The 12,184-nt window shown below is 72.3% G+C and carries 10 protein-coding genes; 4 read left to right on the top strand and 6 right to left on the bottom strand.

Translation table 11 applies throughout. The annotated features are described in order from the left end of the window. Positions 1 to 299: 299 nt before the first annotated feature. On the top strand, positions 300 to 1,898 hold the full coding sequence (locus M8C17_RS05185) for a tannase/feruloyl esterase family alpha/beta hydrolase (RefSeq protein WP_252415221.1): 1,599 nt from the start codon (positions 300 to 302) through the stop codon (positions 1,896 to 1,898). Between the two features lie 73 nt (positions 1,899 to 1,971). On the opposite strand, the gene M8C17_RS05180 is transcribed toward M8C17_RS05185, so the two are convergent. Then, the gene (locus tag M8C17_RS05180; RefSeq protein ID WP_252415220.1) at positions 1,972 to 2,577 is read right to left on the bottom strand and encodes a TetR/AcrR family transcriptional regulator; all 606 of its coding nucleotides are present in this window, start codon (positions 2,575 to 2,577) and stop codon (positions 1,972 to 1,974) included. A 143-nt stretch (positions 2,578 to 2,720) separates the two neighbouring features. Between M8C17_RS05180 and M8C17_RS05175 the strand changes: the two genes are divergently transcribed. Both M8C17_RS05175 and M8C17_RS05170 read left to right on the top strand, forming a co-directional pair. Then, the gene (locus tag M8C17_RS05175; protein WP_252415219.1) at positions 2,721 to 3,824 is read left to right on the top strand and encodes an aldo/keto reductase; all 1,104 of its coding nucleotides are present in this window, start codon (positions 2,721 to 2,723) and stop codon (positions 3,822 to 3,824) included. 11 nt (positions 3,825 to 3,835) lie between these two features. Further along, positions 3,836 to 4,213, top strand: a complete 378-nt coding sequence (locus M8C17_RS05170; protein ID WP_252415218.1) for a nuclear transport factor 2 family protein — start codon at positions 3,836 to 3,838, stop codon at positions 4,211 to 4,213. Positions 4,214 to 4,358: 145 nt separating this feature from the next. Here the strand turns inward: M8C17_RS05170 and M8C17_RS05165 are convergent, their stop codons facing one another. Together M8C17_RS05165 and M8C17_RS05160 are read right to left on the bottom strand one after the other, a co-directional pair. Next, entirely contained in the window at positions 4,359 to 7,082 is a 2,724-nt protein-coding gene (locus M8C17_RS05165) for an AAA family ATPase (RefSeq protein ID WP_252415217.1), read from the bottom strand. A gap of 134 nt (positions 7,083 to 7,216) precedes the next feature. Beyond that, positions 7,217 to 7,819 carry a VOC family protein gene (locus M8C17_RS05160; protein WP_252415216.1) on the bottom strand — a complete coding sequence of 201 codons (603 nt, stop codon included), beginning with the start codon at positions 7,817 to 7,819 and terminating at the stop codon, positions 7,217 to 7,219. Positions 7,820 to 8,114: 295 nt separating this feature from the next. Between M8C17_RS05160 and M8C17_RS05155 the strand changes: the two genes are divergently transcribed. Further along, entirely contained in the window at positions 8,115 to 8,654 is a 540-nt protein-coding gene (locus M8C17_RS05155) for a DUF308 domain-containing protein (protein ID WP_252415215.1), read from the top strand. A gap of 56 nt (positions 8,655 to 8,710) precedes the next feature. Here M8C17_RS05155 and M8C17_RS05150 read toward each other — a convergent pair whose 3' ends face one another. The 3 genes from M8C17_RS05150 to M8C17_RS05140 all read right to left on the bottom strand — a co-directional run bounded on the left by M8C17_RS05150 (position 8,711) and on the right by M8C17_RS05140 (position 12,121). Beyond that, on the bottom strand, positions 8,711 to 9,733 hold the full coding sequence (locus M8C17_RS05150) for an alpha/beta fold hydrolase (protein ID WP_252415214.1): 1,023 nt from the start codon (positions 9,731 to 9,733) through the stop codon (positions 8,711 to 8,713). 129 nt (positions 9,734 to 9,862) lie between these two features. Further along, a complete protein-coding gene (locus M8C17_RS05145) occupies positions 9,863 to 10,780 on the bottom strand; it encodes an acetyltransferase (RefSeq protein WP_252415213.1) in 918 nt (305 codons plus the stop codon). A gap of 141 nt (positions 10,781 to 10,921) precedes the next feature. After that, on the bottom strand, positions 10,922 to 12,121 hold the full coding sequence (locus tag M8C17_RS05140) for a low temperature requirement protein A (RefSeq protein WP_252415212.1): 1,200 nt from the start codon (positions 12,119 to 12,121) through the stop codon (positions 10,922 to 10,924). Positions 12,122 to 12,184 lie beyond the last annotated feature (63 nt).

The raw sequence follows: 12,184 nt of genomic DNA, 5'->3' as shown, positions 1-12,184 counted from the left end.
GGCGGCCCGGCGCGAGCAGGGCATGACGACGAGGGCCGCGGCGACAGCGCGATCACGCGCCCGTCTGCGGCCGGCCGGGGTTGTCACCCGGAGATGTCGTCGTCACCTGCCACGCCTGCTCCGATCTCCAGCAACTCGCGTCAGAGGCTAACTCACCGGCCGGCGATCGGCTTCCGCGCCGGCCATCGTCGCCCGCAGGAATCGAGCCGGCTACTACCTGGACGACGCACCGGGCCAGGGTGTACCCCAGGGCGTCTCCCTGGGGCGAGAGTCGCCGGCTCCAGGCGATGGTGACGGGCATGAAACGACGACTGATCTTGCTGATGGCGGCGGCGGTGCCGCTGTCGGCGGCGCTGGTGCCCATGGCCGCCTCGGGCGTCACCCGCGACGGCGGCACTGGTGCCGCTACGACCTGTTCCGCCATGCCCGTCTCCGCGCCGCCCGGCACCACGGTGGAGTCGGTGCGGGCGGTCGCACAGGCCGGCGGGACCGTCACCTTCCCCGACGCAACCCCGCTGCCCACCCCGCCGCCGATCACCGATGTGCCGGCCAGGTGTGACGTCACGGTCACGCTGACCCACCCCGGCGCGAACGACCACGTCACGGTCAAGGTCTCGCTGCCGCAGGACCCGCAGAGGTGGACCGGGCGGTTCCAGGCCACCGGCGGCAGCGCCTACCTCGCCGGTGACTTCGGCGCACCGCTGGTCACCGCTGTGAAGAACGGCTACGTCGCCGCTGCCACCGACGCCGGTGTCGGCCAGAACCCGGTCGACGTCAGCGGCTGGGCACTGACCCCGGCCGGCACGGTCAACACTCCGCTGCTGAAGAACTTCGCCTCCCGCTCGCTGCACGACATGGCCGTCGTCGGCAAGGACGTGGCCAGAAAGTTCTACGGCACGGCGGTGCGCTACTCGTACTGGAACGGCTGTTCGACCGGCGGTCGCCAGGGCTACCTGGAGGCCCAGGACCACCCGACGGACTTCCAGGGCGTCCTGGCCACGGCGCCGGCCATCAACTGGGACCGGTTCGCGGTCGCCACGCTGTGGCCGCAGGTCGTCTTCCACGAGGAGAAGGTCCAGCCCACCCAGTGTGAGCTGGAGGCGTTCACCGCCGCGGCGGTCAAGGCGTGTGACCCCCTCGACGGGGTCGCCGACGGCGTCATCGACAACCCGCAGGACTGCCACTGGGACGCCCGACGGTTGATCGGCACCACGGTCGTCTGCGACGGCAGGACCATCACGATCTCCGCCGCAACCGCCGACGCGGTCCGCAAGATCTGGGCCGGACCGGTCTCCCCCACGGGTCAAAAGCTCTGGTACGGCCCGAACAAGGGGGCGAGCTTCAGCTGGTTGGCCGTGGTGGGCGTGCCGTTCACCGTCGCCGACAGCTGGGTCAGGTACTTCGTGAAGCAGGACCCCTCGTTCGCCACCACGACCATGACCTATCGGACTTTCGCGCAGATCTTCCGTCAGTCACAGCGGCAGTACAACGACATCATCGGCACCGACGACCCCGACCTGTCCGCGTTCGCGAAGGCCGGCGGCAAGCTGCTCAGCTGGCACGGCCAGGCCGATGAGCTGGTGCCCACCCAGGGCACGGTCGACTACCGCGAGCGGGTCAACCGGGTGTTCGGCGGCAACAAGCGCGTCGACGACTTCTACCGGCTGTTCCTGCTGCCCGGCGTCGCCCACTGCGGTGGCGGCACCGGCCTGCAGCCGACCGACGAGCTGGGCACGCTCGTCAACTGGGTGGAGAAGGGCCAGGCTCCGGCCACCCTCGCCACCTCAAGCACCGACGGCTCCGTCAGCCGCAACGCGTGCCGATATCCGCAGGCGGCCCGTTACACCGGCCACGGTGACCCCGCTCTGGCCGCGAACCACCGCTGCGTCCCCGCCTGACCGCACCGACACCACGCGGCGGCCCCGGACTGACCACTCCGGGGCCGTCGCCGTCGGCCGTCGACGCCTGCGCTCACACGGCGCGGGCACCTGCCCGGAGGGAGTCGATGGTCAGGTCGAGGGCGGCCTCGAGGTGGTCGATCCTTCCGGTGGAGAGCAACAACAGCACGCCGCCCTGGATGCCGGCCAGCAGCGCCGCGGCGGCGCGGTCGGCGTCCACCTCGGGGGCGATGTCCCCGGTCGACTGCATGTGCCGGATGCCCTCGGTGATCGCCTTCTGCCAGCGCCCCATCAGGCCTGTCACCACCGCCTGCGCGCCCGGCGCGCGCCGGCCCGCCTGACCGAGCAGCCCGTTGAGCGGGCACTGCATGCCCTGCGCGAGGTAGCGCTCGACCAGCCGATCGCGCCACGCCAGCCAGGCCGGCCAGGACGTCAGGTTGCTGAGCATCGGCTCCTGGTCGATGAGCACCTGGTCGGCCTCGTGCTCTGCCACGGCGAGCAGCAGCTCATCCTTGCCCTCCGGGAAGTAGTGGAAGAGCTGGCCCTTGCTGGTGCCGGTGCGGGCCATCACGTCCTCGAGCCGTACCTCGTCGACACCTCGCTCGCGGATCTCGGCCGCCGCCCCGGCGACGATCCGCGCCCGGGTCGCCTCACCCTTGCGGGTCAACGCGCGTGTCATGAGACCTCCGTCACCGGTTTTCGTCTGGACCTGGCAGTCCAACCGTAGCGCAAGCTTTGGACTTGCAGGTCCATTTTTGCCGAGCAAAGGTCTGGACCACGCGGTCCGCTCCGGACCCGACAAGCGATCGGAAGGACGCAACGATGAACCACTACTACCTGCTCGGGCGGTCCGGTCTGCGGGTGAGCCGACTGGCTCTGGGCACGATGAACTTCGGCGTCGACGGGTTCCATGCCGCTTACGGCAAGACCGAGGAAGAGGCGGAGCCGATTTTCCGGCGGTACCTGGAGGCAGGCGGGAACTTCATCGACACCGCGGACTTCTACACCGCCGGAGAAAGTGAACGGATCCTCGGCCGCCTGATCGACCGGGCCGGTGTCCGGGATCGACTCGTGCTCACCAGCAAGTTCACCAACACCATCGACCCGAGCGACCCGAACGCCAGCGGCAACGGTCGCAAGCACATGGTGCGCGCCCTGGACGCCTCGCTGCGCCGGCTCGGCACCGACTACATCGACCTGTACCTGCTACACACGTGGGACCGGATCACCCCGGTCGAGGAGGTCGTGCAGACCTTCGACGACCTGGTACGCGCCGGCAAGATCCGGTACGCCGGGCTTTCCGACGTACCGGCCTGGTACGCGGCCCGGGCGCAGAGCTACGCCGAGACCCACGGGCTGACGCCGATGGTCACCGTGCAGCTTCCGTACTCCCTGGTCATGCGCGACATCGAGGCGGAGTACGTGGCAATGGCCCAGACGCTGGGCATGGGCCTCACCGCCTGGAGCCCGATCGGCGGTGGCCTGCTCAGCGGCAAGTACCGGCGCACCGGCGAGGGCATGAGCGGGACCGGCCGGTTGACCAATCCCGACGCCCCGGGTAGCGAGATCAACCCCAGCGACTGGCAGGTGATCGAGGCGCTGGAGGGCGTGGCCGCCGACCTGGGTCGCAGCATGGCCCAGGTGGCCATCAACTGGGCGGCCACGCAGCCGGCGGTTGCCTCGGTGATCATCGGGGCGAGCAGCCCCGAGCAGCTGGACAACAACCTCGCCGCGCTCGACTTCGAGATCCCGGCGGATGCCCGTCGGCGACTCGAGGAGGCCAGCGCGCCGCACGTCGGGATGCCCTACGGAATGTTCACCCCGCAGTACCAGTCCTGGGTCGTGAGCCCCGGCCTCGGCGTCGGCGACAAGCCCACCGGATATGCCCCGCCGGTGTTCAACGGCGCCACCCAACCCGCCAACTGAAGGACCTCGACATGTCACAGAGCAACGATTCACTGGTCCGCGAGTTCGTCGAGGCGTTCAACACCAGGGACGCCGAGCGTCTCGCGCCCTACCTGCACCCCGAGATTGTCTTTCAGGCGTACGGCGACAAGCAGGTTCGCGGCCGGGAGGCGGTCCTGCAGCTCTGGCGGGGCGTCTTCGGCACCTTCGCCCAGGTCCAGTTCGCCACGGTGCACCAGGCGGTGGACGGCGATGTCGTGATCGCCGAGCAGGTCCACGGCCTCGGCCTGCCGGGCCGGCCGGTGGCCCCGGTGATGAACATGGCGATCTATGAGATCCGGGACGGCAAGATCGCCGCCTGGCGCGACTACACCAACCCGGAATACGCCAGCAAGCTCGTCAGCGGCTGACCCGGCGTCGTGTCCGCGGCCACGCACCCGTCACACCGGGTCGTGGCCGCGGGCATGGCCCCTTCGCCCGCGACGAGAGGGGCACGATCACCGGGGTCGACCTCGCCGGGCGGTTGTTCGCGCGCGCCCCGGTGTCGCCATGGGGTCAGCGGTCGCGCAGCGCCGCTGCCAGCTCGCGGCGCGACCCGATGCCCAGCTTGGTGAACACCTTGCGCAGGTGCCACTCGACGGTACGCGGGCTGAGGAACAGCACTGCGCCGATCTCGGGGTTCGTCCGCCCCGCCACGGCCAGCCGCGCGATCTGCGCCTCCTGCGGGGTGAGCTCGACGGGTACGCCGAGGGTCCGCTTGTGCACGGTCTCGCCGGTGGCGACCAGCTCCCGGCTCGCCCGCTCGGAGAAGCCCTCCGCACCCATGGCGGCGAACGCCTCGTGTGCGGCGCGCAGCTGGGTCCGGGCGTCGGCGCGCCGATTGTGCCGACGCAGCCACTCGCCGTACAACAGGCGGGCACGGGCCAGTTGCAGGCCGAGCTGGGTGGCGCTCAGCCGCTCGACCGCCTCGCGGTACCGCTCCTCGGTCTTCCCCGACGGTCCCGCCAGTGCGTCGGCGAGCGCCTGGGTGCCGAGGGCCCAGTCCGTGTTGGCGGCGCCGGTTCGTTCCGTCAGACGCTCGCGTGCCTCGGCGGCAACCTCGGCTTCCCCGGCGCGTGCGGCAGCCTCGACCAGCTCGCTGAGCGTCCAGTTCAATACGGCGAGGTCCTCGTACTCGACCGCCTGCCGCGCGGCCTCCAATGCGGCCGGATAGTGGCCGAGCCCGTTGCACAGCACCGCCCTGGCGTAGCCGGCCAGGCCGAGCAGGCGGCCCTCGCCGCGCGCGTCAGCGTCCCTGGCGGTGGCGTCGATCAGCTCCATCGCGGGCAGGTCCCGGCCGCGGTGCGCGGCCAGGGTGAGGGAGGCGGACGGATGCATGGCCAGCCCGGTGGCCTCCCCGAGGGCATCGGCCTCGTCGAGCAGGCCTGACGCGTCGGCGAACCGACCCGCGAACACCAGCGCCCCGGCGCGGAAGACCAGCGCCGTGGGAAGCAGCGACAGCGCGCCGGTGGTACGTGCGAACCCGACCGCCTGCTCGGTGAGCCGGTACCAGGCCGCGTCGTCCCACACCTCGTGGGCGACCGGCCCGGCCAGCCAGAGCAGGTGCAGGTCCTCCTCCGCCGTCGTCGCGTCGAGGGCTCGGCGGAGCTGCGGAACAGCGGGCGCGTACCCGTCCAAGACCCATGCCGTGAGGCCGGTCAGGAACAGGCCGGCAGGCTCCCCGCCGGCCGGCACGCCGCGGGCGGCTTCGGCCGCCCGGCGCAGGTCGCCGCCCCCGAGCCGGCCGGCGTGCACGGCGGCACCCAGGGCCGAGAGGTACGTCATGCGCGCCGCGGCGAGATCCAGCTCCTCGAGACGGCCGGCGGCGGCGAGCAGCGGCGGGCCTGCTGCCCGGCCGGGGTTGACCACGAACGCGACCTGAGCCCGTAGACGTTCCACCCCGGCCCGCAGCAACGGGTCGAGCGGACCCATCTCGGCGGCCGCCAGCAGGTCCGGTACCTGCGCCAGCTCCCCCGCGTCGAATCGAGCGCGCGCGGCTGCCAGGGCGCGTGCGGCACGCGGCTTCGGGTCCGGGGTGAGCTCGGCGGCGCGCTCGAGGAAGGACGCGGCGGCGGATCGGCCGCCGCGGGCGAGCGCTCTGCCAGCCGAACGCTCCAGTTCCCCGGCGACCTCCTCGTCCGGCCCGACGGCGGCATGCGCCCGGTGCCAGGCACGGCGGTCGGGATCCTGATCCGGATCGGTCACCTCGGCGAGCGCACGGTGCACCTCGCGCAGGTCCGCGGCCTCGGCCGACCGCCAACCGGCGGAACGCATCAGTGGGTGGCGGAACCGCACCCGGGCACCGAACTCGACCAGCCCGGCTGCCTCCGCTGGCGCGGCGGCGTCCGGTCCGACGCCCAACCGCTCAAGTGCGCGCCACAGCAGCGTCACGTCACCCACCGGCTCGACCGCGGCGGTGAGCAGGAGCCGGCGGGTGTTCGCCGGAAGCGCGGCGATGCGCCGCTGAAAGCCCGCTTCCATCCGGCTCACCAGGGGCGCCGAGTTCTGCGCGCCGAATCCGAAGGCCAACTCCGCCGGCGTGAGGCCTCGCGGCAGCTCGAGCAGGGCGAGCGGATTGCCACGCGTCTCGGCGACGATCCGGGCGCGGACCAGGTCGTCGACCGGTCCGGGCAGCACCGAGTCCAGCAGCGCCCGCGCCTCGGCGGCGGGCAGGCCGTCGACGCGCAGCTCCGGCAGACTGCCGAGGATCTGTTCGTCCCCCGGGCTGCGGGAGGCGAAGACCAGCGCGATCGACTCCTCGTCGAGTCGACGGGCGACGAAGGTGAGGATGACCTCGGACATCCGGTCCATCCACTGCACGTCATCCACGATGCAGACCAGCGGCTGCTCCGACGCGGCCTCGGCGAGCAGGTTGAGCACGGCGAGCCCGACGAGCAGCCCCTCGGGTGGGTTGCCGGGGCTCAGCCCGAAAGCGGTGGCGAGCGCGACACGCTGCGGGTCCGGCAGCTGGTCGAGGTGGCCGAGCAGCGGCGCGCAGAGTTGCTGCAGCGCCGAGTACGCGATCTCGGACTCCGGCTCCACCCCGGCCGCCCGGGTCACCCGACCGGCCGGTACGTGCTCGCTCAGGTAGTCCAGTAGCGCGGTCTTGCCGGCGCCCGCCTCACCGCGGAGCACCAGCACCCTGCTGTGCCCGGCGCGGACGTCGCGCAGCAGCCGGTCGAGCGTGTCCCGCTCGCGCCGCCGGCCGCGCAGCACGGGACTTTCGGTCTTGCTCGGCACGTCATCCTCCCCGGCGGAGGGTACACCGAGCGAGAGCGTTGACCCCGCGAAGGAGTAACGCCTGCTCACGAGCGCGCGAGGGAATCCGCCGCGCGGTCCCTGGCGCGTCGCTGGCGCGAGGGACCGCGCCGGGGTCAGGAATCGAGTCCGGCGGCCCGAGCCATGTAGCCGGCGTACCAGGTCGGCCAGTCCGGGTCCTCGTGACCGAGCTCCGCCTCGTGCCGGCCGTGCGCCGCGGCGGCGTCGCGCAGGGCCTGCTCCACCTCGGTCACCGAGCCGTAGACGACGTGGGTGACCCGTCCCGGTTGCCGCAGGGTGACCTCCTGCAGCACGAAGCCGTTGCCGTCCGGGTCGCTGAACGACGCGAACGAGCCGTACGACCGCCGGTCCGGCTGTGGGCCGGCCACCCGATCCCGCGTGCCGGCGTGGTGGAACACGCCCCCGGCGTCGTGGAAGACCTCGCTCACCTCGATTCCCCGCGCAATGAGCTCGGCCCGGGCGGCGACGACGTCGTCCACCACGAGGTGCACGCCCTGCACCGAGCCCGGTGCGGCGTCGGCCACCCCGTCACCGATGATGATCGAGGCCGCCGAGCCGGGCGGGGTGAGGTGCACGACGCGGAAGCCGTCCGGGGCGACGTAGTCGACGTCCTCCCGGAAGCCCGCCTTCTGGTAGAAGTCCCGGGCCCGGTCCACGTCGGAGACCGGCAGGACGATGACTTCCAGCTTGAAATCCATGATCTTCACTCCTCTGCTGCGCCCGGATGCCGCTCGGCGTCCGGCCTCCACCGTCGCGCGCCGGGTTCACCCGTCGCCCCAGGGAGAACCCCTGGCCGGTGCCCTGGGCTTCAGCGGCCGGTCGCCCCGGGGGAACCGCCTGGTCCGCGACGGACAGTGCCCAAGGTGCCCCGCCGGGGTCGGGTCGGCCGGGACCAGTGCCTCGGCCAGGGTCTCTCCCTGGGGCCACCGACCGGTGCGGTCGGCAGAGTCGTCCGGGTACCCCCGACACTCCTGGCAGAAAGCTGGCACTCGAATGCCCTCCCTCCTTCGCGTCTACCTCGTCCGCGGCCTTGTCGCGATCGCCTGGGCCGCCGGCTTCTCGGCCGTCACCGATTCGCTCAGCGCCACCGCCGTCGTCCTCCTGGTCACCTACCCGCTCATCGACGTGGTGGCTTCGCTGCTCGATGCCCGCGAGGACCCCGGCACCCCGGCCCGCAAGCTGCAGATCTTCAACACCGCGCTCAGCGCCCTGGCGGCCCTCGCCCTCGGCTTGACGGCCATCAGCGGGATCGGCGCCGTGCTCTTCACCTTCGGCGTCTGGGCCATCGTCTCGGGCGTGGCCCAGTTCACCGTCGCCATCCGCCGCCACGGCCCCGAACTGGGCCGCCAGTGGCCGATGCTGATCGCGGGCGCGCTCTCGGTCATCGCCGGCGCGACCTACCTGCCCGCCGCCCTGGGCGGCGAACCGAGCCTCAGCATGTTGATCCTCTACACCGCGGCCGGCGGCGTCTTCTTCGTCCTGCAGGCCGTGAGTCTGGCCTGGCGGCAGCGCCGGCGTGCCGTCCGGGCCTGATCGACCGGCCAGCGGTGGTGGCAGGGCGTACGCCCCTGCCACCATGTCGTCGACCGTTACTCGCCCGCGCTGCTCGTCCGGGCGAGTCCGGCCGTCGGCGTCGGCGTCGGCTCTCCCGCGTAGAGCGCCACGTAGAGCCGGTGCAACGCGGGTCCGTCGGCGCCGAGCGAGGCGAGGTCGAGGACGTCGTGGCGGACGGCCAACGCCTCCGGCAGCATGCAGACGCGTAGCTGGATGCCGCTCGCCTCGGCGATCCTGCGGGGCACGGTCACCGCCGCGACCGGGTCCACCACCCCGTCGAGCGGGCTCATCGCGACCGCGGCGGTCAGCAGACCGGTCCGTCGGGGCGGATCGGGGAGGTTGCGGGCGATCGTCAGGTACTGCGTGACCGCCGAGAAGGAGTAGCCGCGCGAGTTGACGCGGTCGGACAGGAGGCGGCGCCCGTACAGCACGATGAGCGGCTTGACGGCGAACGCCGGAGCCTGACGTGGGTCGGGGCCGAAGAACGGCGACAGCAGCAGGAGGCGGCGCACGACGTCGCCGCGGACCTGCGCCAACCAGGCGGCCAGCACCGCGCCGCCGGAGATTCCCACGACACCCACCTCGTCGCCGAGACCCGCCGCGACGGTCAACGCCTGGGCGGCGTACGCGGTCAGCTCAGTCGCCTCGACCCGGTGGTGTGCCCGGCGGTCGGCGGTGCCGTGGTGGGGTGCCCGCGGAACCCAGACGTTGTAGCCGCGGGCGAAGAACTCCCGGGCCAGTTCGTCGTACTGTTCCGGCCCCAGGGTGTACCCGTGCAGCAGCAGCACCACCCTGCCGGTACGCGTGCCGTGGCTCAGCAACCGGCTCCGGGACTCCGGCCTGACCCCCGGGTCCGCGGCCTCGGCCGCCACGGTGGCCTCGGCGGCCCGGGTGGCGGAGGCGAAGTCGAGCGGTTGCGATGGCGCGTCACGCAGCGCACGGCGGCGCAACGGCCAGAGGTAGAGCCCGACGACCGCCGACAGGAGCACCGTCAGCCCGCCGACGGCGAGGGCGAAGCAGAGGGTGAGGACGGTGAGGTGCGCACCGAACAGGTCCATCGACGCTAGGCCTGCTGGTGGGTGCTGGCAAGGATCTTCGGCACCGGCAGATCCTCTCACCGGGCCGTCGATCGATGGGGCGGTGGGGACGGGGTACGCCCTGGTGGCGGCAGGGCGTACCCCGATCGGCTAGTCCTGACGACCGGCGGCGGCCACCGGAGCGCCTGCCGGTGCGAAGGCGACCCGCGCGCGCAACTGCCGGAAGCCGGTCCGTTCCAGCTCCGCCAGCACCGCCACCCGGTGGGCGTCGACGTCGGCGATCACCTCCCGGGCGCCGCCGGCGGCCAGCACCCGCACCGCCTCGGCCAGCAGCTCAGCCCGGACGGCCTCGTCGAGCAGACCGAGGTAGGCGACGAGGGGGTAGCAGGCGTCCCCGGCCGTCCCGACCAGTCCGACCGGCTCGCCGTCGTCCAACGCGACCCGCCAGTCGCCGGCCGTCCCGTCCAGCCAGGCCAGCGGGTCGGTGGCCAGGTCGACGCCCCGGACCGCCCGCGCGATCTCCACGCCGGTCAGTACGTCCGGCTCGGCGATGCGGGCGACCAGGGCGTTGATCTCCGCCGAATCGGTGGCCGGGCGGAAGACGTACCGCCCGGAGGTGGCCGGCAGCGGCGTGCCCGTCCACGAGCATCTGAGCCGCTCCCCGCGCTCGACCAGCCCGGCGAGCCGTGCCGCGGCCATCGGCGCCCTCATCACGGCCAGCACCTCGGGCCGGCGTCGCCAGTGCGCCGGCATGGCGGCGTAGTACAGACCGGGACCGCCCAGCGCCTCGTGGGCGGCGCGCAGCAGTGCGGCGCCCACCTCCGGCTCGGCGTCCAGGTCGAACCGCTCCAGCCAGGGCGCACCGACGGCGCCCGGCGGGAGGAGCCAGGCGGCCCGGCCGACCACCCGGCCGCCGCGGAGGGCGACCCAGGTGTGCTCGGGGCGGTAACCGCCGCCGGCGATCCCGTCGGCGTAGCCGACCTGGCGCAGTTGGGGCAGCGAATCGGGCATGGAGTCGAACAGGTTTTCCTCGCCCGCGACAAGCGGACGGATGACCAGATCAGTCATGGATTGATCCTCCGGAAGCGAGCGCCCCGGTCAGATCCGCGCGGACGCCGAGGCGCGGAGGGGGCGCAGAACATCGGACATTGTTCTGACCTCCTCCCGGCTCGACGGCGTATCCGGAAACCTACTCGACGCGCTCGCCCGCTACAACGGCGGATTCGTCTCCGATCCGCGTTGATGGGTGAACCCGTCGGCGACGCCGACCGCGGCCAGGATCAGGGCGGCGGTGACCGACGCCGCGACCGGCGGGAGGAACACCATGGGTGGCGCCGCCACGGCCAGCAGCAGCACTCCGACCAGCGGCACCCGGCAGCGGGGCCCGGTCGGGGACAGTTTCTCCAGGTAGGTCCGCCCGATCAGGAACAGCGCCGGGCCGCCGAAGATGATGACCAGCAGCGCCCAGTCGATCGGCGGGTCCGGGTCCTCGATGACCTGTCCGAAGCCGACCGCGGTGCAGATGATGCCTCCGACGATGAGCAGCAGGCTGAAGCTCGCCCAGCGGGACAGTTGCATCCCCTCCCCGGCGAGACTGCCGGTCGCCGTCCGGCCCGGCCGGATGTGGTAGAAGTAGATCCGCCAGAACGCCACCACCGCCACGAAGGCGGCGACGAGGGTGACGGTCCGTTCGGTGGAGAAGCCCGGAAAACTGATGGCGGCACCGGCTTCGAGCACCACCTCGGCGAGCGCGATCATGAAGAACTGGTTGTACCGCTCGGCGAGGTGAACGTAGGAGACCTTGGACAGTGCGTCGCGGCGTGCCCCGCGAATCCCGAACGCGGGCCAGTTGCTTGCCGCCCCGGCCACCTCGATGGCGAGGGCGAGGGTCCAGAAGACGCCGCGGCCGAGCCCTCCGCTGATGCCGCCGCCGATCCAGAGCACGCCGGACACCGCGTGCCAGGTCAGCACCCGGGCGGAGACCTCCCACATCGGGTGGCCCCGCAGGGCCAACGTCAGAAAGAGCGGGCGGCCGACCTGGATGAGGACGTACGTGCAGGCGAAGATCATCCCGCGCTGACCGAACGCCTGCGGCAGCGAGACCGCGAGCACCAGGGTGCCGAACATCGTGGCCAGCAGGACGATCTGGATGTCGGTGCGACGCGGGTCGTACGTGCTCGCCATCAGGGAGTTCAGCGACCAGATCATCCACATCGCCGCGAAGAACAGCAGCGTCTGCCCCGCCTCGGACAGCAGCGCGTGCCGCACGATGGTCAGGTCGTCCGCGACCCGCCCGGCGAGGCGGGCCAGCGCGAAGACGTAGACGATGTCGAACAGCAGTTCCAGAACGGTCGCCCCACGCGGGCTCGTGCTGTCCCCCAGCCCCCGGGACCATGCTCGCGTCAGCACGGAGCGGGTCAGCCGCCGGCCAGGACCGCCGGCACGGGCACGTCCAGCCGCCGGGCCTGGTAG

It is taken from the genome of Micromonospora sp. RHAY321 (assembly GCF_023896955.1).
Taxonomy (GTDB): Bacteria; Actinomycetota; Actinomycetes; order Mycobacteriales; family Micromonosporaceae; genus Micromonospora.
The sequence above is the reverse complement of the archived record's forward strand: the minus strand, read 5'-3'. Positions and strand labels throughout refer to the sequence as shown.